The organism is uncultured Tateyamaria sp. (assembly GCF_947494755.1).
Classification (GTDB): Bacteria; Pseudomonadota; Alphaproteobacteria; order Rhodobacterales; family Rhodobacteraceae; genus Tateyamaria.
The window spans coordinates 137,168-159,670 of record NZ_CANLVZ010000003.1; the positions used below are offsets into that span (position 1 = coordinate 137,168).

The 22,503-nt window shown below is 59.3% G+C and carries 22 protein-coding genes and 2 pseudogenes; 18 read left to right on the top strand and 6 right to left on the bottom strand.

Going from position 1 to position 22,503, the window contains the following annotated elements; genetic code table 11:
- The first annotated feature begins 141 nt into the window (after positions 1-141).
- The 5 genes from Q0908_RS05085 (at position 142) to Q0908_RS05105 (ending at position 6,489) form a co-directional block, all read left to right on the top strand.
- A complete protein-coding gene (locus Q0908_RS05085; protein ID WP_299281537.1) occupies positions 142-1,980 on the top strand; it encodes an ABC transporter ATP-binding protein in 1,839 nt (612 codons plus the stop codon).
- Positions 1,977-3,809 (top strand): ABC transporter ATP-binding protein, encoded by a 1,833-nt coding sequence (locus Q0908_RS05090; protein ID WP_299281539.1) that lies wholly within the window; start codon positions 1,977-1,979, stop codon positions 3,807-3,809. The genes Q0908_RS05085 and Q0908_RS05090 overlap by 4 nt, the downstream gene beginning before the upstream one ends.
- Positions 3,810-3,848: 39 nt before the next feature.
- Complete coding sequence (locus Q0908_RS05095; RefSeq protein ID WP_299281541.1) at positions 3,849-5,081, top strand: class I SAM-dependent RNA methyltransferase; 1,233 nt, start codon at positions 3,849-3,851, stop codon at positions 5,079-5,081.
- Between the two features lie 13 nt (positions 5,082-5,094).
- On the top strand, positions 5,095-5,871 hold the full coding sequence (locus Q0908_RS05100; protein WP_299281542.1) for an ion transporter: 777 nt from the start codon (positions 5,095-5,097) through the stop codon (positions 5,869-5,871).
- Between the two features lie 120 nt (positions 5,872-5,991).
- Positions 5,992-6,489, top strand: coding sequence for a L,D-transpeptidase family protein (locus Q0908_RS05105; RefSeq protein ID WP_299281543.1), 498 nt, complete (start codon positions 5,992-5,994; stop codon positions 6,487-6,489).
- Positions 6,490-6,636: 147 nt separating this feature from the next.
- Here the strand turns inward: Q0908_RS05105 and Q0908_RS05110 are convergent.
- Positions 6,637-7,146, bottom strand: a pseudogene (locus tag Q0908_RS05110) (CAP domain-containing protein); the annotation flags it as partial.
- Between the two features lie 172 nt (positions 7,147-7,318).
- Here Q0908_RS05110 and Q0908_RS05115 point away from each other — a divergent pair.
- Both Q0908_RS05115 and Q0908_RS05120 read left to right on the top strand, forming a co-directional pair.
- Positions 7,319-7,912, top strand: a complete 594-nt coding sequence (locus tag Q0908_RS05115; RefSeq protein ID WP_299281545.1) for a L,D-transpeptidase — start codon at positions 7,319-7,321, stop codon at positions 7,910-7,912.
- Between the two features lie 138 nt (positions 7,913-8,050).
- A complete protein-coding gene (locus tag Q0908_RS05120) occupies positions 8,051-8,227 on the top strand; it encodes a hypothetical protein (RefSeq protein ID WP_299281547.1) in 177 nt (58 codons plus the stop codon).
- A gap of 88 nt (positions 8,228-8,315) precedes the next feature.
- On the opposite strand, the gene hemH is transcribed toward Q0908_RS05120, so the two are convergent.
- Together hemH and Q0908_RS05130 are read right to left on the bottom strand one after the other, a co-directional pair.
- On the bottom strand, positions 8,316-9,377 hold the full coding sequence (gene hemH, locus Q0908_RS05125) for a ferrochelatase (protein WP_299281548.1): 1,062 nt from the start codon (positions 9,375-9,377) through the stop codon (positions 8,316-8,318).
- A gap of 55 nt (positions 9,378-9,432) precedes the next feature.
- Positions 9,433-10,251: an SAM-dependent methyltransferase gene (locus Q0908_RS05130; protein ID WP_299281549.1), complete on the bottom strand. Its 819-nt coding sequence runs from the start codon at positions 10,249-10,251 to the stop codon at positions 9,433-9,435.
- A 23-nt stretch (positions 10,252-10,274) separates the two neighbouring features.
- On the opposite strand from Q0908_RS05130, the pseudogene Q0908_RS20365 reads away from it, so the two are divergent.
- The 5 genes and pseudogenes from Q0908_RS20365 to Q0908_RS05150 all read left to right on the top strand — a co-directional run.
- Positions 10,275-10,463, top strand: a pseudogene (locus tag Q0908_RS20365) (double zinc ribbon domain-containing protein); the annotation flags it as partial.
- Positions 10,464-10,472: 9 nt separating this feature from the next.
- A complete protein-coding gene (locus Q0908_RS05135) occupies positions 10,473-11,000 on the top strand; it encodes a ComF family protein (protein ID WP_366868782.1) in 528 nt (175 codons plus the stop codon).
- A 39-nt stretch (positions 11,001-11,039) separates the two neighbouring features.
- Positions 11,040-11,297 (top strand): glutaredoxin 3, encoded by a 258-nt coding sequence (grxC, locus tag Q0908_RS05140; RefSeq protein WP_299281553.1) that lies wholly within the window; start codon positions 11,040-11,042, stop codon positions 11,295-11,297.
- A complete protein-coding gene (locus tag Q0908_RS05145) occupies positions 11,298-12,128 on the top strand; it encodes a carbon-nitrogen hydrolase family protein (protein WP_299281555.1) in 831 nt (276 codons plus the stop codon).
- A 5-nt stretch (positions 12,129-12,133) separates the two neighbouring features.
- Positions 12,134-12,583 carry a MarR family transcriptional regulator gene (locus Q0908_RS05150; protein WP_299281556.1) on the top strand — a complete coding sequence of 150 codons (450 nt, stop codon included), beginning with the start codon at positions 12,134-12,136 and terminating at the stop codon, positions 12,581-12,583.
- Here Q0908_RS05150 and ubiG read toward each other — a convergent pair.
- Positions 12,570-13,328 carry a bifunctional 2-polyprenyl-6-hydroxyphenol methylase/3-demethylubiquinol 3-O-methyltransferase UbiG gene (gene ubiG / locus Q0908_RS05155; protein WP_299281557.1) on the bottom strand — a complete coding sequence of 253 codons (759 nt, stop codon included), beginning with the start codon at positions 13,326-13,328 and terminating at the stop codon, positions 12,570-12,572. The two genes, Q0908_RS05150 and ubiG, sit on opposite strands and share 14 nt — an antisense overlap.
- Positions 13,329-13,377: 49 nt before the next feature.
- Between ubiG and pip the strand changes: the two genes are divergently transcribed.
- The 6 genes from pip to infB all read left to right on the top strand — a co-directional run bounded on the left by pip (position 13,378) and on the right by infB (position 20,560).
- Positions 13,378-14,349 (top strand): prolyl aminopeptidase, encoded by a 972-nt coding sequence (gene pip / locus Q0908_RS05160; protein WP_299281558.1) that lies wholly within the window; start codon positions 13,378-13,380, stop codon positions 14,347-14,349.
- The gene (locus Q0908_RS05165) at positions 14,346-15,113 is read left to right on the top strand and encodes a peptide ABC transporter substrate-binding protein (RefSeq protein ID WP_299281559.1); all 768 of its coding nucleotides are present in this window, start codon (positions 14,346-14,348) and stop codon (positions 15,111-15,113) included. Before pip ends, Q0908_RS05165 begins: the two co-directional genes overlap by 4 nt.
- Before the next feature lie 128 nt (positions 15,114-15,241).
- Entirely contained in the window at positions 15,242-15,820 is a 579-nt protein-coding gene (gene rimP / locus Q0908_RS05170; protein WP_299281560.1) for a ribosome maturation factor RimP, read from the top strand.
- On the top strand, positions 15,820-17,436 hold the full coding sequence (gene nusA / locus Q0908_RS05175; protein WP_299281562.1) for a transcription termination factor NusA: 1,617 nt from the start codon (positions 15,820-15,822) through the stop codon (positions 17,434-17,436). Before rimP ends, nusA begins: the two co-directional genes overlap by 1 nt.
- A 22-nt stretch (positions 17,437-17,458) precedes the next feature.
- Positions 17,459-18,079: an RNA-binding protein gene (locus Q0908_RS05180; RefSeq protein ID WP_299281564.1), complete on the top strand. Its 621-nt coding sequence runs from the start codon at positions 17,459-17,461 to the stop codon at positions 18,077-18,079.
- Between the two features lie 6 nt (positions 18,080-18,085).
- On the top strand, positions 18,086-20,560 hold the full coding sequence (gene infB, locus Q0908_RS05185) for a translation initiation factor IF-2 (RefSeq protein ID WP_299281566.1): 2,475 nt from the start codon (positions 18,086-18,088) through the stop codon (positions 20,558-20,560).
- Between the two features lie 329 nt (positions 20,561-20,889).
- On the opposite strand, the gene mutT is transcribed toward infB, so the two are convergent.
- Positions 20,890-21,288: an 8-oxo-dGTP diphosphatase MutT gene (gene mutT / locus Q0908_RS05190; protein ID WP_299281568.1), complete on the bottom strand. Its 399-nt coding sequence runs from the start codon at positions 21,286-21,288 to the stop codon at positions 20,890-20,892.
- Positions 21,285-22,502 carry a bifunctional glutamate N-acetyltransferase/amino-acid acetyltransferase ArgJ gene (gene argJ / locus Q0908_RS05195; RefSeq protein WP_299281569.1) on the bottom strand — a complete coding sequence of 406 codons (1,218 nt, stop codon included), beginning with the start codon at positions 22,500-22,502 and terminating at the stop codon, positions 21,285-21,287. The genes mutT and argJ overlap by 4 nt, the downstream gene beginning before the upstream one ends.
- Between the last annotated feature and the right edge of the window lies 1 nt (position 22,503).

Below are 22,503 nucleotides of genomic sequence, written 5' to 3' on the forward strand. Positions count from 1 at the left end.
CTGTCGCAGATACGGAGGGAAGCACATGTTTCGCGGGATCTGGAACGACACCTGATATTGTCGCCGATCGTCTGAAGTGACGGCAAGGGCCTTGGCCCACGTCACACGCATGTTGCCTGATACCCCTACGGATACCCCCCAATGTTCAAGTTCTTTGAAACTCTTGTCGACCCTTACACGTCTTATCGCGAGACGGACACGCCGCCGACGGACCTTTGGCCGTTTATGCGCGACTATGCGCAGCCCTTCAAAAAGGTGTTTGTTCTGGCCGCCATCATGTCCGTCATCGTGGCCGCCATCGAGGTCTGGCTGATTTACTACATGGGCCGGATCGTTGATGTGCTCGGCACCTCGCCCGAGGCGTTCTGGGCCGATTACGGGACCGAGGTGATCGTTGTCGGTCTGTTCATCCTTATTGCGCGCCCTGCATTGCAGATGCTTGACGTGCTGCTGCTGAACCAGACGATCCTGCCCAACTTTGGCACGCTGATCCGCTGGCGGTCGCACAAACATGTGCTGCGTCAGTCGGTGGGTTGGTTCGAAAATGACTTTGCCGGTCGGATCGCCAATAGGATCATGCAGACTCCGCCAGCCGCGGGTGAGGTCGTGTTCCAGGTCTTTGACGCAATTTCGTTCGCGCTGGCCTATCTGGTCGGTGCGGCGGTTTTGCTGATGCTGGCCGACAGTCGGTTGTTGCTGCCGCTTGCGCTTTGGTTTGCGCTTTACGCCTGCCTGATTGCGTGGACGGTTAAACGTGTGGGTCCGGCATCGCAAGCCGCATCTGATGCGCGATCAACCACGACAGGGCGTGTTGTTGATGCCTATACCAATATCCATTCGGTCAAGATGTTTGCCCATCACGACCGCGAGCTGACCTACGCCAAAGACGCGATCGAGATGACGCGCACGACTTTCATTGCCGAGATGCGCCTTTATACCATCATGGATGTGGTGCTGGTGACGTTGAACGGGTTTCTGATTGTCAGTGTCGTTGGCTGGGCGATTGTGTTGTGGAGCCAGGGAGCAGCCAGCGTTGGCGTCGTGGCGGCGGCCACCGCCCTGACTTTGCGATTGAACGCGATGACCGGGTGGATCATGTGGGCACTGACCACGTTTTTTCGCCAGCTTGGAGTTGTGGCCGAAGGGATGGAGACGATTGCGCAACCCATCACTTTGGTCGATTCCAAGGATGCACCGCCATTGCAGATGGGTGCCGGGCAGATTCATCTTGATGCGCTGACCCATCACTATGGGCGGGAGACGGGCGGGCTCGAGGCGATCACGGCGACGATCCGACCCGGCGAAAAGGTCGGCCTTGTGGGTCGGTCCGGTGCCGGCAAATCCACGTTGGTCAAGCTGCTGTTGCGTTTCTATGACCCAGAAGCGGGTCGTATTTTGATTGACGGTCAGGACATCACAGAGGTCACTCAAGACAGCTTGCGCCTGAACATCGGGATGGTGCAGCAGGACAGCTCGCTGCTGCACCGATCCGTGCGCGACAACATTCTTTACGGCCGCCCAGAGGCGAGTGAGGCGGATATGATCGCTGCCGCCAAGCAAGCGCAAGCGCATGAGTTCATCCTTGGCCTCGCCGACCCTCAGGGGCGCACCGGATATGATGCGCAGGTGGGTGAACGCGGTGTGAAGCTGTCGGGCGGACAACGCCAACGGGTCACGTTGGCCCGTGTGATCCTCAAAAACGCGCCGATTTTGGTGCTCGACGAGGCGACGAGCGCGCTGGACAGCGAAGTCGAGGCGGCAATTCAGGACACGCTTTATCAGATGATGGAGGGCAAAACGGTGATCGCTATTGCGCACCGCCTGTCCACCATTGCCCAAATGGACCGCATTCTGGTCATTGATGGTGGTAAAATCGTCGAGGACGGCACGCATGACGCGCTTTTGGCGCAGGGCGGTCTATATTCAGATTTCTGGGCGCGCCAATCGGGTGGGTTCATCGCAACCGAGGCTGCTGAGTGAAGATTTCCAACTGGATCGACTCGTTTCGACCTGCCGAGGGGCCACCGCCACAAGAGCTGTGGTCCTTTCTGCGCTGGTGTTTGTCTGGGGCTTGGCCTGCGCTTTGGCTGGCCGCCGCTTGCTCGGCTGCTGCTGGCGCACTTGAGGCTGGCACGGCGCTGATCCTTGGCCGGGTGATTGATGCGACTGTGACGCTTGGTCCCGAAGGATTCTTTGCAGTCGAAAATGTCGGGCTGATCGTCGGCGCGCTGGTCTTCTTTTTGGTCGCGCGGCCTGTACTGTTTGGGCTAAGCGCGGCGTCAAATTCGATTATGGTCATGCCGAACGTCAATCCGTTGGTGCTGTCGCGTTTGCACCGCTGGACCCTTGGACAATCCGTCGGCTTTTTCGACGATGATTTTGCGGGCCGTATCGCGCAGAAACAGATGCAGGCGGCGCGCGCGGTGACGGACGTGGTCGGTGAATTTATCAACGTCGTCGCATTTGCCCTCGCCTCGCTTGCGGGGTCGGTGTTGTTGCTGCTGGCGATTGATTGGCGGGTGGCCTTGGGGTTCGGCGCGTGGCTGATCCTCTATTTTTCTTTGATCCGGTGGTATCTGCCACGTGTGCGCAAACGCTCTGCTGCGCGGGCAGGGGCACGGGCGATGGTTTCGGGCCAAGTCGTTGATACGATTACCAACATCAAGACGGTCAAGCTGTTTGCTCACGATGCTCACGAGGATCAGGCGGCCTTGGGCGCGATGGCCGCTTTCCGCACCCAAGCGGTGCATTTCGGCGTCTTGTCCGCAAGTTTCCGGCTGGCGCTGATGACATTGGCGGGTCTGTTACCAGTCTTGTTGCTGGGTGGAACGATCCTGATGTGGCAGCGGGGGCTGGCCAGCCCCGGTGATATCGTGGCGTCCGGTGCGATTGCAATTCGGATCGCCCAGATGACCGGCTGGGTCAGTTTCACGCTGATGGCGATCTATTCCAATATCGGAGAGATTGAAGACGGCGTACGAACGCTGACCCCTCGCCAACGGGTCGAAGATGCCCCATCCGCCCATGCATTGCAGGACGTCAAAGGCGAGATCACGCTCGATCAACTTGGCTTCAGCTATGGGCGCGACACCGGCGGGATCGAAGATATCTCGCTGGTGATCAAGCCCGGCGAAAAGGTCGGCATCGTCGGCGCATCCGGTGCCGGAAAATCGACCCTCGTCTCGTTGCTTTTGCGGCTCTATGAACCAGAAAACGGACGTATCCTGATTGACGGGTATGATACCAAAGATCTGACCCAAGACAGTCTGCGTCACAAAATCGGGATGGTCACGCAAGAGACGGCGATGTTCAACCGTTCAGCCCGCGACAACATCCTTTATGGTCGGCCCGATGCCAGCGATGTCGAGATGATCGCGGCGGCCAAAAAGGCCGAAGCGCATGAGTTCATCCTTGACCTGCAGGATCACAAGGGGCGCACCGGATACGAGGCGCATCTGGGCGAGCGGGGCGTGAAACTGTCGGGCGGCCAACGCCAACGGATCGCCCTAGCCCGTGCCATTCTGAAGGACGCGCCAATCCTGGTGCTGGACGAAGCCACAAGCGCGCTTGACAGTGAGGTCGAGGCGTCGATCCAATCTGCGCTGATCCGTGTGATGGAGGGCAAGACGGTACTCGCCATTGCGCACCGCCTGTCCACCCTGACCGAGATGGACAGGATCGTCGTGATGGATGCCGGTCGCGTGGTCGAAGAGGGTTCGCACGACCATCTTCTGACCAAAGGCGGGCTGTACGCCAAGTACTGGCAGCGCCAATCCGGTGGCTTCATCAACACCAAGGCCGCAGAATAGGGCTTTTGCCGGATCTCGAGTGCGGTTAGGGCCTAGCGCATGACAGTTTTGACAATCGAACGGTTGGGCCAACAGGGCGATGGCGTGGCGCAGGGGCCGATCTTTGTGCCGCTGACCTTGCCGGGTGAGGTGATCACCGGCACGCCGGATGGCGACAGCCTGAGCGATATGCGCATCGATAGGCCCTCGCCTGATCGGGTCGCGCCGCCATGCCCGCATTTTCGATCCTGCGGTGGGTGCCAGTTGCAGCACGCCAGTGACCCATTCGTTGCGCAGTGGAAGCGCGACGTGGTTGTGACGGCCCTTTCGGTGCATGGGATCAAGACTGACGTGCGACCGACTCTGACCTCTCCGGCCCTATCCCGCCGCCGCGCAACCTTTGCCGCGCGTCGCACGAAAAAGGGTGCGATGGTCGGTTTTCACGCACGCAAATCCGATGCGATCATTCCAGTGCCATCCTGCGTTTTGCTGACACCGGCGGTGCTGGCCGCCCAACCCGTGGCCGAGGCGTTGGCGATTGCCGGGGCCAGCCGCAAGGGCGCGCTTGCCGTGACGGTCACCGACAGCCTTGAAGGCTTGGATGTGGCAGTGAGCGGGGGCAAACCGCTGGATGGTCCCTTGCGCATCGTTCTGGCAGGTCTGTGTGAAACCCATCGTCTTGCGCGCCTCACTTGGGAGGATGAGCTGATCGGAATGCGTGTGCCGCCCGCTCAACGGTTTGGCAATGCGCAGGTTGTTCCGCCGCCGGGCACATTTCTGCAAGCCACGACGCACGGGCAGGACACGCTGACCGCGCTGGTGCAAGAGATCGTCGGGCCTGCCAAATCGGTCATGGACCTTTTTGCAGGCTGTGGGACTTTTGCGCTGCCCCTTTCCGAAATCGCCGAAGTCCACGCAGTCGAGGGGTCGCAGGAAATGGTGGCCGCATTGGATCATGGATGGCGGCAGACGCAGGGTCTGAAACGGGTCAAATCGGAAACCCGCGACCTATTCCGACGCCCCATGTTGCCCGATGAGTTGGCCAAGGTTGAGGCGGTTGTGATTGACCCGCCACGGGCCGGGGCGGTCGCGCAAATTGCTGAGTTGGCAACCGCTCGTGTCCCGCGGATTGCGCATGTCTCGTGCAACCCGCAAACCTTTGCCCGGGACGCTGCAACGCTCTGCGCTGCTGGATATGTGCTCGAATGGGTGCAGCCTGTTGACCAGTTTCGATGGTCCTCGCATGTGGAGCTTGTGGGCGCGTTTGTCTTGCCCCACCATGCGCGCGACTGAAGGAGAGCCCGAAATGACCATCCGAACCCGCCTTGTGCAGTGGATTGAAAGCCCGCGCGTTGGCAACTTTATTCTCGCTGTGATCATTCTGAACGCGATCACCCTGGGTTTGGAGACCTCTGACACCGCCAAGGCGCTGTTTGGCGGGTTGATTGAGTTTATCGACAATGTGTGCCTGACGATCTTTGTGATCGAATTGGTGGTCAAACTGATCGCCTATCGGGGCAAGTTTTTCAAAAGCGGCTGGAACATTTTTGATTTCATCATTGTGGCCATCGCGCTGGCTCCCGGTGCGGACGGGCTGTCGGTGTTGCGGGCGCTGCGGATCCTGAGGGTGTTGCGCGTCATTTCGGTGGCCCCGAGTCTGCGCCGTGTGGTCGAGGGGTTTGTGACTGCCCTGCCCGGTATGGGCAGTGTCTTTGTCCTGATGGCGATGATTTTCTATATTGGTGCCGTCATGGCGACCAAGCTGTTTGGCGATGCGTTTCCGGATTGGTTCGGGGATTTGGGCCGGTCCGGTTATTCCCTATTTCAGATCATGACGCTTGAATCGTGGTCGATGGGCATCGTGCGTCCGGTGATGACTGAATTCCCCTATGCTTGGGCGTTCTTTGTGCCGTTTATCATGGTCACCACATTTGCGGTTGTGAACCTGCTGGTCGGCCTGATCGTGAATTCGATGCAGGACGCCCATGCCGAGGAAAGCAATGCGGCCACAGACACCTATCGCGATGAGGTGATGCTGCGCCTCAAGGCTATCGAGGCCAAGCTGGAACAGCGCGACCCTTAAAACGGGTCAATCACAGTCAGGTGATTGCTTTTCGTAAAATCTATCTATGAAATTTCAACAAAACAGTGTTATTTCGCGGCCATAATAAAAATGAGATAACCCGAGCGGGACAGGATTTCGATGAAGCGCAGACATTTAATGATGGGTGGCGTAGCGGCCTTGGGCCTTGGCGCATGCACCCAGAGCAAATTCAAGACCTATAACGGGCCAGAGGTCACATACGTCATCGTCAACAAGGGCGACCGCGAGATGTTCCTGCTGCATGGCGGGCGCGTTCTGGAAAAGTACGATATTGATCTCGGCTTTGCCCCGATTGGTGACAAGTTCTTTGAAGGGGACGGGCGCACGCCCGAAGGCCGGTATCTGATTGACCGGCGCAACCCCAACAGCAAGTTTCACCTGTCTTTGGGCATTTCCTATCCCAATGAGCAGGACCGGGCCGAGGCCGCCGCATTGGGCAAACCCCCGGGCGGCGACATCTTTATTCACGGCGAATCCAATCCGTTCAAGCGCAATCGCGAGGACTGGACATGGGGCTGTGTGGCGGTGACAAACCGCGAAATGGAAGATGTCTATGCGATGGTCCGGAACGGCACGCCAATCCAGATCAACGCCTGAGGATCACGTCGAAGGCGTCGTGCTGATTGTCACGAGGTCTTCTTCGGCAGTGTCCGTTGCCGTCTCGCCTGGGTTCGTGGTCGGTTCGGGGACCAGACGCGAGGCGGATGGGTTCGACGACGGGATCAACGGTGCTTGCGATGGATCGCCCATCACCATTGTCCACCAGATCTTGCCATTGGATTCCTGAAACCAGGCAAAGCCCATGTCGCGCGCTCTGGGTGACAGGATCGTGCGGCGCGTGTCGGGTTGTTCCATCCACGCGGCCAGTGTTTCCAGCTCGGTTTCGTAGGTTTCCGAGATGTTTTCGCCCACCAGGCTACCTTGATAATCAACGCGTGCGAGTCGGTCGATCGGCGAAGACCCGTCCGATCCAAAGTGCCATGGGCGGTTCTGGACAGACATGTCGCGCGAATGGGTTGCGGCAGCCGCGTTCAACTGCGGGTTCAACTGCACCGGCGGAGCCCCTTGGGCGCTGCGCAGGGCGTTGACCGAGTCAACCATACGGAACTGCAGCTTGGCTGTGTCGTTGTTGCGGATGCGGTAGAGTTTGGGCAATGGTCGCCCGTCGCTGCCAACGGTGGATTGGTTGGATGGGGCCGGGGCGCAGGCACCCAAAGCCAGTAGTGCAACGGCAAGAAAAGAGAGTATACGCATGAGTCAGGCACATCTTGTTAATTGTTTGGAACGTCGATAGCCCGTTGAGCGTTGCAATACAAACGCACATGAGCATGAAGCCGCGTGATGACATCTCTTTGATTTGCGACTGCGGCTTTCGCGCAATAAATTATAGCGCAACGGCAAGAACATACCTTTGGAGAGGCATTCAATGTCCAAGACAAAAGTTTTTACACCCAATCGCCGCGCCTTCTTGGCGGGATCTGCGGCGCTCTTGGGCACACCCGCAATCGCCCAGAATATTCCGGCCGGTCAGGCCTCGCGTGATCCGGCACTCTCGGCACGGCGCAACATTTCCAGCTTCCGCACGCTGGATTGGCGGCCCTATTTTGACAACCTGGGCAATGGCGCGATCCTTGTCGATATCGACAGTCGCGCAGTCCATTACTGGAACGAGGCGCAGACGGTCTACAAACTCTATCCGTCCAGTGTGCCGCTGACAGATGACCTGACCCGTCGCGGTCGCACGAAGGTCATTCTTAAGGATCCTGAACCGGATTGGCGTCCGACACCGTCGATGAAGCAGCGCAACCCCGAGTGGCCTGATTATATCGGCCCCGGTCCGCAAAACCCACTGGGGACGCGGTCGCTGCACCTGAGCTGGACCTATTATCGAATCCACGGCACGCATGACACCCGCAAGATCGGGCGCAAGTCGTCCAACGGTTGCATCGGCCTCTACAACGAGCACATCGAAGAGCTGTACGAGATGGCGAATGTGGGAACCCAAGTGTTGCTAATTTGACGACATCGCGGCGCAAGGACCCGTAACCCCCTGAAACAAGGTTTGCATTTGGCAAAGATTGTTGTTTACACAGAGTTACGAGGTAAGTCTTGGGTCCGCTCTGGCATTGTTTGCCAGTGCGCTTATTTGGAGGTTACTATGAAAAAACTCGTTCTCGCTGCTGCTCTGACCGCTGCTGCTTCGACCGCATTTGCCGGCGCTCCTGCTGAGCCAATCATCGAAGCTCCTGTCATTGTCGAAGAAACACAAAGCTCCTCGGGCGGCATCATTCTGCCCCTGTTGCTGGTTCTCGTCGTGGCCGCAGCTCTTTCCTAAGGGAAGCAGTTAAAAATTTAAAAGGCGGCACTTTCGAGTGCCGCCTTTTTTCGTTTCTTGGACGCGTTTTAATGCATGCAGGTCGGTATCAGTCCAGCCAGCCGCCCAGATTCTCCTCGATCACGGTGCTGAGCGCGTCGATATGTGCGTCATCATCGTTGAGGCATGGAATATAGGTGAAATGTTCGCCGCCCGCCTCTTCGAAGCTTTCTTTGATCTCTTCGTTGATCTCTTCCAACGTCTCGATGCAGTCGGCTGAAAAGGCAGGCGCACATACGGCGATGTTCTTTTTGCCCTGCTCGGCCAGTCGCGCCACCTCTTCGACGGTATAGGGTTGCAGCCACTCTTCGGGGCCAAATTTTGACTGGAATGTCGTTTTGATGTCGGTGTCGGCCCAACCCAAACGCTCTTTCAGCAGACGCGTCGTTTTTTGGCACTGGCAGTGATAGGGATCACCCTCCATCAGATAGCGGATCGGGACGCCGTGATAGCTGCACACCAGAATGTCGGGGCGAGTGTCCATTGCGCCGTATGCGCGTTCGATGGATTGCGCCAACGCCTCGATATACTTGGGATGCTCGAAGTAGGGTTCGACCGTGCGGGTCGTTGGTTGCCACTTTTCCTCCATCATTGCGCGGAAGAATTCGTCATTCGCGGTCGCTGAGGTCGCGCCCGCATAATGCGGATAGAGCGGAAAAAACAGGATTTTCTGGCAGCCCGCCTCGCGCATTTCGCGCACCTTGGACTTGGTCGAGGGGTTACCGTAGCGCATGCAGAAATCGACCACCACCTGATCGCCATAACGGGCATGCATCGCATCCTTGATCTTGGCCGTTTGGTCCTTGGTGATTGTCATCAGCGGGCTTTCCCCCGCCTCGTGGTTCCAGATCGACTTGTAGGCGGCACCTGATGAAAAGGGCCGCTTTGTCAGGATGATCAGTTGCAGCAGCGGCTGCCAGACCCAAGGGCTGTAATCGATGACGCGCCGATCCGACAGGAATTCGTTCAGGTATCGGCGCATCGACCAATAGTCGTAATTGTCCGGCGTCCCCAGATTGGCCAGCAGAATGCCAACACGTGCCGGAGGGATCGCCGGGTGGTCGTCCTTGGCATGTGCAGGTCTGATCGCGGTCTTACTGGTATCAAGCATTTGGAGCCGTTCCATAGGGTGTGTCTCCGGTCAGATAAACGGTTTTGGATATAGGTCAATCTGGCAGCGACGTTTCGTCCGTGCGCAAGGCATCCGCCAGTCGGGCCTGTGCTGATCCGGGGCGCAGGGGTTTCTGCTGGCTTTCATCCGGGGCCCAGCCCGTCAACACGATCAATTCGAAGGTGGCGGTGATGCCACCTGCGTTATTTGGAAAGCTACGTGCATAGATCTCTGCGGCTTTCGTCAGCACGGATCGCCGGGTCGGTGTGCGTTGTCGGGCGACCAATGCATTGGCCTCGCCCATGGCCCGCACATCGCGCATGAGGTGCCACATGGATTTGTATTCCACGTTCAGTTTAACGGCATCTGCAACTGGCAGGGCCAATCCCGCCCGTTGCAAAAGTGCACCCAGATCGCGCACCTCGCCCATGGGGGCCACACGCGGCGACAGCCCCCCGGTTTCGGCAATCTCGGCCTCGGCCAGACAACTGCGCAATTCGTGCAGCGTTTGCCCCCCAAAGGCAGTCGCCAGCAGCAGCCCATCCGGGCGCAATCCGCGGCGACATTGGATCAGCTGACCCACCGGATCATTGGCCCAGTGCAGGCCAAGGCCGTGGATCACTACATCGTGTTCACTGGGTGAGATCGCCAAGGTCTCTGTTTCGGGTACGATCGTGGCCCCATCGATCCGATCCTGCCACACCTGCGGAAACGCTGTCACAATCGCGGGCGCATGAAACGCTTTGTTAACCATCTCCAGGCGATCTTCGACCTCGTCCCGTGCCGCGCGTTGCAGGAACAGGGCGTCGTCACTGGCGCGCGCGCGATTGCGGGCGAGGGCGGCAGAGTCGGTCAGGGCAATGGGCTGGTTCATTTGCATCAGCTGTTGGGAACACAATGGGCCTTTTACAAACAACCCTCGCGGCAATCTATCCCCCCCGGTGTCTTGGGTGTGGCGAAGGTGTCGATAGCGACTTTGGCCTGTGCGGGACATGCTGGGGACAGACAGAATTTGTCGGCCGCACGGCTTGTGATGGGTGCGGTACGCCCTTGCCCGGCTTTTCCGATGATGGGGTCATTCACTGCGATTCCTGCTTGAAATGGCCAAAACCGTGGGCGCACGGGCGGGCTGCGCTGGTTTACAGTGGCATGGGGCGCAAACTGATCTTGCGGCTCAAACATGGTGACCGGCAGGAGGTGGCCCAGCCAGCCGCCCTGTGGATGCGCCCAACGCTTGAGGGGCTGATCACGCCGCAGACCCTGATTGCGCCGGTGCCCTTGCATTGGATGCGGCTGGCCAAGCGGCGCTATAATCAATCCGCATTGATCGCCAAACGGCTGGCTGATCTGACCGGCACAGAATGGTGTGCTGACCTGCTTGAGCGTCCGCAGCGTACCCCGTCCCTTGATGGCAAGTCGCATCATGCGCGTGCTGAAATCCTTGATGGCGCGATCCGGATCAACCGCCGCCGTCGCTACGAGATCGTGGGTCGCCCGGTGATTCTGGTTGATGATGTAATGACAACCGGGGCCACATTGGCGGCCTGCGCAACCGCCTGTCGTGCAGCAGGTGCGGGTGATGTGTGCGTGTCTGTACTGGCACGAGCAGTCAAAGATACCTAAGTAATCGGCAATCGAAATTGCGCCGAAAGGATCTGTGCAATGAAAGCTGTCGAACTTTATACCTCGCCTTTATGTGGGTTTTGCCATTCCGCAAAGAAGTTGCTCAAGGACAAGGGCGTGACCTTTTCCGAGGTGAACGTGCTGGCCCAACCCGGCCGAAAGGCCGAGATGATCAAGCGCGCCAATGGCGGGCGCACGGTGCCGCAAATCTTTATCGGTGACACACATGTGGGTGGCTGTGATGATTTGTATGCGCTTGAGCGGGCGGGCAAACTCGATAGCCTTCTTGCGGCCTGAATGAAGGCGGCGCTGCTGCAACTGAATGTGAGTGACGATCCGATGGCCAATCTGCCCCGGACCGTTGCCATGGTGCAGCAGGCCGCCGACATGGGCGCGGAGTTTGTCCTAACGCCCGAGGTCACCAATTGCCTCAGCACCAGCCGCGCGCATCAGGCCGAGGTTTTGTGCCACGAGGATGATGACCCGACCTTGGCCGCCCTGCGCGAGGTCACGGCAGAGCGCGCCATTCACCTGCTGATCGGATCGCTGGCACTGAAGACGGACGACCCCGATGGCCGTTTTGCCAACCGGTCGTTTCTGATTGGCCGCGATGGGGCCATCATCGCGCGCTATGACAAGATCCACATGTTCGACGTCGCTATTTCCAACACCGAAAGCTATGCAGAGTCCTCGGGTTATCGGCCTGGCACACGTGCGGTCCTTGCCGAGACGTCATTTGCCCCCATCGGTCTGGCAGTCTGCTATGACATGCGCTTTCCCCGGTTGGCGGACACGCTGGTCACGGCGGGCGCGCAAGTTCTGACCTACCCCTCGGCATTTTCGCCCGTGACGGGTGCGGCCCATTGGCACAGCCTGCTGCGTGCCCGCGCGATCGAGGCGGGTGCGTGGGTGCTTGCCCCCGCCCAGACAGGCACGCATGAAGGGCGCGCCGACAAGAAACGCAGCACATATGGCCACAGCCTTGCCGTCGATCCGTGGGGTGACGTCGTGCTTGACGCAGGGACAGCGCCGGGCGTTTATATCTTTGATCTGGATTTGGAAAAAGTGGCGCAGGCGCGCCGCCGTGTCCCCTCTCGAGACAACGCGCGTCTGTTCGATGGCCCATGAAGGTAATGAGCACAGAAAAGAATGCATTGGCTATTTCGCTGTTTAGCGAGGTGCTGGCAGCGGACCAGATGGTGCGCAACCGGCTGAGCCGGGTGTTGCCCAAGGGCATGGAAATCTCGCATTTTTCGGTACTGAACCATCTGACATGGCACGAGGGCGAACGCAGCCCCGCCCAGTTGGCCGAGGCGTTCAACGTGACCCGGGGCGCGATGACGAATACGCTTAACCGGTTGGAGTGGGCAGGCTATATCCACGTCCGCCCGGACTGGGACGATGCGCGCCGCAAGATGGTCGCGGTCAGTCCCGCTGGTCGCCGGGCGCATGAGCAGGCGCTCAACGCCATTGCGCCCATGGTCGGCGAGGTCATCGACAGTCTGGGCGAGGAGCGCGTGCGCGCGACCCTTCCCATCCTGCGCGAATTGCGGACCCGAATGGGGCCGGTTAAGCCGGAGTAGCCTCTGGTTTCAGGCTTGCGGTCACGTAGTTCACGCTCAGATCCGTGTCTGACAGTTTCCACGCCCAAGTCAGTGGATTGAATACGAATCCTTTGCGATCCACGGGGTTCAGCCCTGCATTGCGCATCAGATCGAACAACTCATCCGGGGTGATGAACTTGGACCATTCATGCGTGCCCTTGGGCAGCCAGCGCATGACGTGTTCGGCCCCGATAATGGCCATCATGTAGGATTTCGGGTTGCGGTTGATTGTCGAACACACGTGCAGGCCGCCGGGCTTTAGTAGGTCGTGGCACGCCGTCAGATAGCTGAGGGGATCGGCCACATGCTCGACCACCTCCATGTTCATAACCGCGTCGAATTGTTCGCCTGCGGAGGCCATGTCTTCGGCTGTGGTGTGGCGGTAGTCGATCTTGAGCCCCGATTGTTCGGCATGAACCTGCGCCACCGGAATGTTACGCTCTGCCGCGTCTGCGCCAACAACATCTGCCCCAAGCCGCGCCATGGGTTCTGCCAGCAACCCGCCACCGCACCCGATATCGAGGATTCGCAGGCCCGCGAACGGATTGGCCGTCGTCAGATCACGATCAAATTCAGCCGCGATCTGGCTGGTGATATAGTCCAACCGACAGGGATTGAGCATGTGAAGCGGCTTGAATTTCCCGTTCGGATCCCACCATTCGGCGGCCATCGCCTCAAATTTGGCGATTTCTGAGGGGTCAACGGTGGTTTGATGCGTTTGCATTTCGATCTCCGTATGCTCATGTGCGTCTTACGCCCTATGTAGGTCAGTAATGGACAAACACAGTGATCAAAAGCGCGCGGTGCAATATCTGTATCCGCCAAGCGACCCCTACGACCAACGGATGTTGGACGTGGGTCAGGGGCATCGTGTTTATGTGGAACAATGCGGCAATCCCGGTGGGGTTCCCGTTGTCGTGCTGCATGGTGGTCCGGGCGGCGGGTGCAGCCCGTCGATGCGCCGCTATTTCGACCCGGAATACTATCGTATCATCCTGTTTGATCAGCGCGGTTGTGGTCGGTCGCGCCCACATGCGTCGGTGATGAACAACACCACCTGGCATCTGGTCGATGATATCGAGATGATCCGCCGCACGCTTGAGATCGACGCCTGGATCGTATTCGGCGGCAGTTGGGGGGCGACACTGTCCCTGATCTATGCCGAGGCGCACCCGTCCCGTGTGCGTCAGTTGGTGTTGCGTGGCGTGTTCCTGATGACCCAGGCCGAGCTTGATTGGTTTTATGGTGGCGGTGCCGGGAAGTTCTGGCCCGAGGTCTGGGCCCGCTTTGTCGCCCTTGTCCCCGAGGATGAACGTGACGATTTGATCGGTGCCTATCACCGGCGGCTGTTTTCTGGCGATATCGCGCAAGAGACCCGTTTTGCGCGCGCGTGGTCGGCATGGGAAAACGCGCTCGCCTCGATCCATTCGACGGGGTCCGGAGGGGAAGCGCCGGGAGACTACGCCCGCGCCTTTGCCCGACTCGAGAATCACTATTTCACCAATGCGGGCTTCCTCGAATTTGATGGACAGATCCTCGCGCAGATTGGCCGCATTAAACACATCCCGGGCACCATCGTGCAGGGGCGCTATGACATGATCTGCCCGCCCGACAGCGCCTATGCGCTGGCCCAGGCCTGGCCGCTGGGCGATCTCAAAATGGTGCGCAGCGCAGGTCACGCCTTGTCCGAGCCGGGGATTTCGGCTGAACTGGTTAGGACCATGGACAGGATAGCAGGCAAATGACCCGTTTTGACCGCCGCGCACTTTTTGCCACTGGTGCCGCCGCCGCTTTGCTGGCGGCCACGGGGGCGTCTGCGACTCCGCAACGGGGTGGGCGGCTGCGTGCGGCCTTGTCCGACGATCTGTTTGACCGGGCGGTGGCGGCGACGGTCTTTGACAATCTGACCGAGATTGCAGCGGACGGTACATTGCGCGGTGAGTTGGCGACCGAGTGGATGTCGGATGCTTCGGCGCTGAGATGGGAGTTCGCTCTGCGTGAAGGGGTGAGCTTTCATGATGGCACCACCTTTGACGCCAGTGCCGTGACCCTCCCCATGAAGGTCGAGGTTCTTGGCACCCACCGGATCGCGATCACATTGGATGCACCTAATCCAAACCTTCCTTATCTGCTAGCGCAACCCGGATTTGAGGTGCGCAGCGATACGGGAACCGGCCTGTATGAGGTGCAGAAGCTGGACGCCGGGCGTCACTTCATAGGCAGCCGAACGGCGCAACACTGGAAACAGGATGCGGGTTGGTTCGACACTGTCGAGTTCGTACGCCTTGGTGCAGACGGCATCCGCGCCGAGGCGCTGCGCGATGGGTTAGTTGATGTGGCGGATATCGTCGCACTTGATGCCTATGCGGACCCCAAGGATTACGTGACCTTGCCCGGCGGCGACGCGACAACACATATCGCAAGTCGGTCACTCGGCATTCCACTGGCGGTCGGCACCACTTGGCCATTGGACAACCTACGCATGGCAGAACGGTGGTGGATGGCCTGACGCCCCTTGCAGACTCGCCCGCCCTTGCGTATATCCCCCTCAACAGCGGCGCGTCGGGGTCCACACCTGATGCTCCACCGGGAAACACCAACGGGCCGCGCGCCCGTTTTTTTGTGCCTGAAAGACTCATGAACAACGATCTGATTGCCAAAGCCGCCATGGACCGCCGTCTGGCCGAGATCATCACCCCGGTGATTGAGGATCTCGGCTATGAGCTGGTGCGCGTGCGGTTGATGAGTGGCAAGGACGAATCGACGCTTCAGATCATGGCTGACAAACCCGAGGGCGGGATTGAGGTGGATGATTGTGCCGCGATTTCGACCGCCGTCAGCGCCACGCTGGATGTCGAGGACCCGATTTTGGATGCCTATACGCTTGAGGTGTCGAGTCCGGGCATTGACCGGCCTTTGACCCGCCTCAAGGATTTTGACACGTTCGAGGGCTACGAGGCGAAACTGGAAACCGATGAGCTGATCGATGGACGCCGCCGTTTCAAGGGTGTGCTGGCCGGGATCGACGGCGACGAGGTGCTGATCAACGTCGCCGAAGGCACAATTGGCCTCAAGTTCCATTGGCTGAGCGATGCCAAACTGGTCCTAACGGACGAGCTGATCAAGGAAATGCTGCGCCAACGCAAAGCGGCTGGCGTGCTGAAAGAAACCGATTTCGACGAAATACAGACCGACGAGTCCGAGGAGAACACCTGATGGCCATTACATCTGCAAACCAGCTTGAGCTGTTGCAAACCGCCGAGGCTGTGGCGCGCGAAAAGATGATCGACCCTGCGCTGGTCATCGAGGCGATGGAGGAATCGCTCGCCCGCGCAGCCAAGTCCCGCTACGGCGCGGAGATGGACATTCGCGTTTCCATCGACCGCAAAACGGGTCGCGCGACGTTCACTCGCGTGCGTACTGTGGTCGAAGATGAATTGCTTGAAAACTATCAGGCCGAGTTCACGGTTGAGCAGGCCAAACAGTACATGGAAAACCCCGAAGTCGGCCAACAGTTGATCGAGGAAGTGCCTCCTGTCGAAATGGGCCGGATCGCGGCACAATCGGCCAAGCAGGTCATCTTGCAAAAGGTCCGCGAAGCTGAGCGCGATCGCCAGTTCGAAGAGTTCAAAGACCGCGCAGGCACCATCATCAATGCGCTGGTCAAGCGTGAGGAATACGGCAACGTCATCGTCGATGTGGGCGCGGGCGAAGCGATCCTTCGCCGCAACGAAAAGATCGGTCGCGAATCCTACCGCCCCAATGACCGCATCCGCTGCTACATCAAGGATGTGCGCCGCGAACAGCGTGGCCCCCAGATTTTCCTGAGCCGCACCGCGCCTGAATTCATGGCCGAGCTGTTCAAGATGGAAGTGCCCGAAATCTATGACGGCATCATCGAGATCAAGGCGGTCGCCCGTGACCCCGGTTCGCGCGCCAAGATCGCCGTGATTTCCTATGACGGTTCCATTGACCCTGTCGGCGCGTGCGTCGGTATGCGCGGCAGCCGTGTGCAGGCCGTCGTGAACGAATTGCAGGGTGAAAAGATCGACATCATCCCATGGAACGATGATCAGCCCACATTCCTTGTGAACGCGCTGCAACCTGCCGAAGTGTCCAAAGTTGTTCTGGACGAAGAAGCGGGCAAGATCGAAGTTGTCGTGCCTGAGGAACAGTTGAGCCTTGCGATCGGTCGTCGTGGTCAGAACGTGCGTCTGGCCAGCCAACTGACCGGCCTCGATATCGACATCATGACCGAAGCCGACGAATCGGCCCGCCGTCAGGCCGAGTTCGAGGAACGCACCAAGCTGTTCATGGACAACCTCGACCTTGATGAGTTCTTTGCCCAGTTGCTGGTGTCTGAAGGTTTCACGAACCTCGAAGAGGTCGCCTATGTCGAGTTGGACGAGCTTCTTGTCATCGACGGTGTTGACGAGGGCACCGCGCAGGAATTGCAGGCTCGTGCCCGCGACGTGCTTGAGGCGGCGGCCAAAGCGGCCCTTGAAAGCGCGCGTGCCTTGGGTGCCGAGGACAGCCTTATTGATTTCGACGGCCTCACACCCCAAATGATTGAGGCATTGGCCAAAGACGACGTCAAAACCCTCGAAGATTTTGCGACATGTGCCGACTGGGAACTGGCCGGTGGTTGGACCACTGTCGACGGCGAGCGCCACAAGGACGACGGCGTTCTGGAACCCTTCGATGTGTCACTGGAAGAGGCACAGCAACTGGTGATGACGGCGCGTATCATGCTCGGTTGGGTGGATCCCGCCGATCTCGAGGCTGAAGAAGCAGAAGAAGACGGCGAAACAACCGAGGAGGCCGAGGCCTGATCTCAGGCCTCGGGGCTTGAACATGGGTCGCGGTGGTGCCTCCAAGGATCGGTCGGATGGACCTGAGCGCAAGTGCATTGCCACGGGCGAGGTACAGCCGAAATATGGGCTGATCCGTTTTGTTGTTGGGCCAGAGGCGCAAATCGTGCCCGATATTGCGGGAAAGTTACCGGGTCGTGGCATTTATGTTGCCGCGGATCGGGCCGCGCTGGACAAGGCGGTTGCCAAGAAACTGTTTGCACGGGGGGCCAAGCAACCCGTGCAGGTGCCCGAAAACCTCGTTGCCGAGGTGGAACGACAACTGGCCCGCCGGGTCGTGGACCTGATCGCGCTGTCGCGTAAATCTGGGCGAGCGGTCGCAGGGTATGAAAAGGTCAAAGCCTGGCTTCAGATGGAAGAAGCGCAGGTGTTGATACAAGCGGTGGATGGCTCGGGTCGTGGCAAGACCAAGTTGAGCACGCCGCATTTCGGATCGTACATCGGATGGCTGACATCCGATGAGTTGGGTTTGGCGTTCGGTCGCCAAACTGTGATACATGGGGCGCTGGCCTCTGGTGGACTCACGCAACGTGTTGTAGAGGAAGCCAACCGTTTACGCGGTGTGCGTGAAAATACAGAGGCATCGGCCTCTGGGAAGGATTGACGAGCTTTGAGCGATACTGACGGAAAGAAGACATTGGGTCTGCGCAGCGGCGCACGTCCGGGGAATGTGAAACAGAGTTTCAGCCACGGTCGGACCAAGAATGTCGTCGTCGAAACGAAACGCAAGCGGGTCGTGGTGCCCAAACCCGGCGCGGCAAAACCTGCGGCGGCGAGTGGACCGTCCGTCGGCGATCCAAGCCGTCGTCCTGCGGGCATCACCGATGCCGAGATGGACCGCCGGATGAAGGCGCTTCAGGCGGCGAAATCGCGAGAGGTCGAAGAGGCCGCGCAGCGTGCCGCTGACGAGAAGGCCCGTGAAGAGGAACGCGAGCGCCGCCGGGCCGAGACCGAGGCCAAGGAGCGCGAAGAGAAAGAGCGCGAGGAAAGTCTGAAGGCCAAAGCCGAGGAAGATGCCCGCAAGGCTGCCGAAGCCGAAGCGGCCGCTCAGGCGGCTGCGGCCCCTGCGCCTGAATCCCCTGCCAAGGCGGCCCCGCGCCAGACGCAATCGCCTGCTGCGACCCCGCGCAAGAACGAGCGCGAGCGCGACCAGCGCAACACCCGTGGCAAAGGCGACGACAACCGCCGCTCGGGCAAGCTGACACTGAATCAGGCGCTGACAGGTGGTGAAGGTGGCCGCCAGCGGTCCATGGCTGCGATGAAGCGCAAGCAGGAACGCGCCCGTCAAAAAGCGATGGGTGGGTCGGTCGAACGTGAAAAGGTCGTGCGCACCGTCAATCTGCCTGAGGCGATTGTGGTGTCCGAGCTGGCCAACCGCATGTCGGAACGTGTCGGCGACGTCGTGAAGTCGCTGATGCAGATGGACATGATGGTCACTCAGAACGAAACCATCGATGCCGACACCGCCGAGTTGATCATCGAAGAGTTTGGCCACAAGATCCAACGTGTGTCCGACGCTGACGTCGAGGACGTGATCAAAGAGATCATCGACGACGAAGACGATCTGCAGGATCGTCCACCCGTCATCACCATCATGGGTCACGTTGACCACGGTAAGACATCTCTGCTGGATGCGATCCGCGATGCTAAGGTTGTGGCTGGCGAAGCTGGCGGGATCACGCAGCATATCGGGGCCTATCAGGTCAAAACCGAGAGCGGCGCGATGCTCAGCTTCCTCGACACACCCGGCCACGCGGCCTTTACCTCAATGCGCTCACGCGGTGCGCAGGTAACGGATATCGTCGTGCTTGTTGTTGCCGCAGACGATGCGGTGATGCCGCAGACCATCGAGGCGATCAACCACGCCAAGGCGGCCGAAGTGCCCATGATCGTGGCGATCAACAAGATCGACAAACCTGCGGCTGATCCTGACAAGGTGCGGACCGATTTGCTGCAACACGAGGTCATCGTCGAAAAGATGTCCGGTGAAGTGCAGGACGTCGAAGTGTCGGCCATCACGGGCCAAGGCCTGGATGAATTGCTTGAGGCGATTGCATTGCAGTCCGAACTGCTCGAGTTGAAAGCCAACCCCGACCGCGCCGCCCAAGGTGCCGTGATCGAGGCGCAGCTTGACGTTGGTCGCGGCCCCGTGGCGACTGTTCTGGTGCAAACCGGGACGCTGCGCCAAGGCGATATCTTTGTTGTGGGCGAGCAGTACGGTAAGGTCCGTGCGCTCATCAACGACAAGGGCGATCGCGTGAAAGAGGCCGGGCCATCCGTACCGGTCGAGGTTCTGGGCCTGAACGGCACACCCGAAGCGGGCGATGTGCTGAACGTGACCGAAACCGAAGCGCAAGCACGCGAGATTGCCGAGTATCGCGAAAAGGCGGCCAAGGACAAACGTGCGGCAGCCGGTGCGGCCACAACCCTCGAACAGCTTATGGCGAATGCCAAGGCGGACGAGAATGTCAGCGAGTTGCCCATTCTGGTCAAAGCGGACGTACAGGGCTCGGCCGAGGCGATTGTTCAGGCGATGGAGAAAATCGGCAACGACGAAGTGCGCGTGCGCGTGCTGCACTCGGGCGTTGGCGCGATCACCGAGACGGATGTGGGTCTGGCCGAAGCGTCAGGCGCGCCCATCATGGGCTTTAACGTCCGCGCCAACACGTCTGCGCGTAACACCGCCAACCAGAAGGGCGTGGAGATCCGGTACTATTCGGTGATATATGACCTCGTGGATGACGTCAAAGCGGCGGCCTCTGGCCTGCTCAGCGCTGAAATCCGCGAGACCTTTATCGGCTATGCCGAGATCAAAGAGGTCTTCAAAGTGTCCAACGTCGGCAAGGTCGCCGGCTGTCTGGTCACCGAAGGCACCGCGCGCCGGTCTGCGGGCGTACGTTTGCTGCGCGACAACGTGGTGATCCACGAAGGCACGTTGAAAACGCTCAAGCGCTTCAAGGATGAAGTGGCCGAAGTGCAGTCAGGCCAGGAATGCGGCATGGCGTTCGAGAACTACGACGACATCCGACCCAAGGATGTGATCGAAATCTTTGAGCGCGAAGAAGTGACACGTACCCTTGCCTAAGGTGCCGGGTATGACGAAATAAAAAGGGACGGTGAGCGCCGTCCCCTTTTCTTATCTGTGCATGTCGTCTTGTGTCAGGCGTTCCGTGATACCGGCCGGCCAGAATACGTCTCCCCATCTACCTGCACGGTCATACGACCATCAGGCAGGGTTTTGACGAAAATCCCCTGAACCAAAATAGAACTGCCGACAGCAACCGTTCTGAGCATGACTTTCCTCCCCAAGAGAAAGTGGTGCTTATAGGTTACCCAAATTGATTGCCAAGTCATCAACAATGTCGAATTTTCAGGCGGTTTATTAACCAAGGCGACAGATATTCCGTCCTCGCGCTACAGCCAATCACGCAATACGGGGATCAGCGGGATATCAGCGGCTGGCATGGGGTAGGATCGCAAGTCATTGGGTTTCACCCATTTCAGGGTCTGCCCTTCGCGCGATTGCGGCGTGCCCTCCCATTTGCGGCAGGCAAACAACGGCATCAGCAGGTGAAAGTTGTCGTAGCTATGGCTCGCAAAGGTGAGCGGTGCCAGGCAGGATTCCCACGTGTCGATCCCCAACTCTTCTTGCAGTTCACGGATCAAGGCGACTTCTGGTGTTTCGCCCGCTTCGACCTTGCCGCCGGGAAATTCCCACAGCCCGGCCATGGATTTCCCCTCGGGGCGTTGGGCGAGCAACACCCGCCCATCGACATCAACCAACGCAACCGCCGAAACAAGGACGACGTTCACGACCGGTAATCCGCGTTGATGTCGATGTATCCGTGCGTCAGATCGCAGGTCCAGACGGTCGCACGCCCATCGCCCATTCCGCAATCGACGCGAATGCGGATGTGGTCAGATTTCATATGCTTGGCGGCCTCCGCTTCGCTGTAGTTTGGGCTGACCCACCCGTTTTCGGCAACATGCACATCCCCAAACCAGATCGACAGCGTATCACGGTCTGCCGCTGCACCGGATTTACCGATGGCCATGACCACGCGGCCCCAATTCGGATCCTCACCCGCGATGGCGGTCTTGACGAGCGGGGAGTTGGCAATCGAAAGCCCGTGCGTCTTGGCATCCGCATCACTGAGCGCGCCGGTCACTTCGATTTCGACAAACTTGGTGGCCCCTTCACCGTCCCGCACGACCTGATGGGCAAGGTCGAGCATCACGTCGCGCAAGCACTTCTCAAACCCCACGTCCGAGGACGCATCCGCGCCACTTGTTCCAGTCGCGGCAACCAAAAGGCTGTCGGAGGTCGATGTATCGCTGTCGACGGTGATGCAATTGAATGTCGTGTCCGTCGCGCGGGTCGTCATGGCTTGCAAAGCGTCCTGATCCACCTGCGCATCTGTGAAGATATAGACAAGCATGGTCGCCATATCCGGCGCGATCATCCCGCTGCCCTTGGCAATACCGGCGATCTGAACCGTTTTACCGCCCATGGTGCAGGTTGCCGTCGCGGCTTTAGCATATGTGTCAGTCGTCATGATCGCTGCGGCGGCGTCGGCCATGCCCGATGGGGACAGATGCGCGCTCAGCTCTGACAATTTTTCGGTGATGCGATCAAAAGGAAGCGGTTCGCCAATCACCCCGGTCGACGCGGTAAAGACAGCTGCCGCAGGCACGCCTGTGATAGAGGCCGTGGCATTCACGATCTTATCAACGGCCTCTTGCCCGTTGCGCCCGGTAAAAGCGTTGGCGTTGCCCGAATTGACAAGGATCGCGGCACCATCCGCCAGGGGTTTGCCCAGCTTGGCCTGACAATCAAGGACCGGGGCCGCACGCGTTGCTGACCGTGTAAACACGCCTGCAATCGTCGTGCCGGGCGCGCAGACGGCCAGCATCACATCTGTCCGTCCGCTATAACGTACCCCTGCGGCCACGGTCGCAAACCGGACGCCCGAAATTACGGGCAGATCCGGTAAACCGGCCGGGGCCAATGGCGATCTCTTGCCCACG

Excerpts from the sequence above, each read along its gene's own strand:
- ubiG (WP_299281557.1), bottom strand. The coding sequence starts at position 13,328 with ATGCAAACGCATCAAACCACCGTTGACCCCTCAGAAATCGCCAAATTT.
- grxC (WP_299281553.1), top strand. The coding sequence starts at position 11,040 with ATGAAAGCTGTCGAACTTTATACCTCGCCTTTATGTGGGTTTTGCCAT.
- Q0908_RS05115 (WP_299281545.1), top strand. The coding sequence starts at position 7,319 with ATGTCCAAGACAAAAGTTTTTACACCCAATCGCCGCGCCTTCTTGGCG.
- Q0908_RS05095 (WP_299281541.1), top strand. The coding sequence starts at position 3,849 with ATGACAGTTTTGACAATCGAACGGTTGGGCCAACAGGGCGATGGCGTG.
- Q0908_RS05105 (WP_299281543.1), top strand. The coding sequence starts at position 5,992 with ATGAAGCGCAGACATTTAATGATGGGTGGCGTAGCGGCCTTGGGCCTT.
- Q0908_RS05100 (WP_299281542.1), top strand. The coding sequence starts at position 5,095 with ATGACCATCCGAACCCGCCTTGTGCAGTGGATTGAAAGCCCGCGCGTT.
- Q0908_RS05150 (WP_299281556.1), top strand. The coding sequence starts at position 12,134 with ATGAGCACAGAAAAGAATGCATTGGCTATTTCGCTGTTTAGCGAGGTG.
- rimP (WP_299281560.1), top strand. The coding sequence starts at position 15,242 with ATGAACAACGATCTGATTGCCAAAGCCGCCATGGACCGCCGTCTGGCC.
- hemH (WP_299281548.1), bottom strand. The coding sequence starts at position 9,377 with ATGCTTGATACCAGTAAGACCGCGATCAGACCTGCACATGCCAAGGAC.
- pip (WP_299281558.1), top strand. The coding sequence starts at position 13,378 with ATGGACAAACACAGTGATCAAAAGCGCGCGGTGCAATATCTGTATCCG.
- Q0908_RS05130 (WP_299281549.1), bottom strand. The coding sequence starts at position 10,251 with ATGAACCAGCCCATTGCCCTGACCGACTCTGCCGCCCTCGCCCGCAAT.
- Q0908_RS05120 (WP_299281547.1), top strand. The coding sequence starts at position 8,051 with ATGAAAAAACTCGTTCTCGCTGCTGCTCTGACCGCTGCTGCTTCGACC.
- Q0908_RS05165 (WP_299281559.1), top strand. The coding sequence starts at position 14,346 with ATGACCCGTTTTGACCGCCGCGCACTTTTTGCCACTGGTGCCGCCGCC.
- Q0908_RS05085 (WP_299281537.1), top strand. The coding sequence starts at position 142 with ATGTTCAAGTTCTTTGAAACTCTTGTCGACCCTTACACGTCTTATCGC.
- nusA (WP_299281562.1), top strand. The coding sequence starts at position 15,820 with ATGGCCATTACATCTGCAAACCAGCTTGAGCTGTTGCAAACCGCCGAG.
- Q0908_RS05180 (WP_299281564.1), top strand. The coding sequence starts at position 17,459 with ATGGGTCGCGGTGGTGCCTCCAAGGATCGGTCGGATGGACCTGAGCGC.
- Q0908_RS05145 (WP_299281555.1), top strand. The coding sequence starts at position 11,298 with ATGAAGGCGGCGCTGCTGCAACTGAATGTGAGTGACGATCCGATGGCC.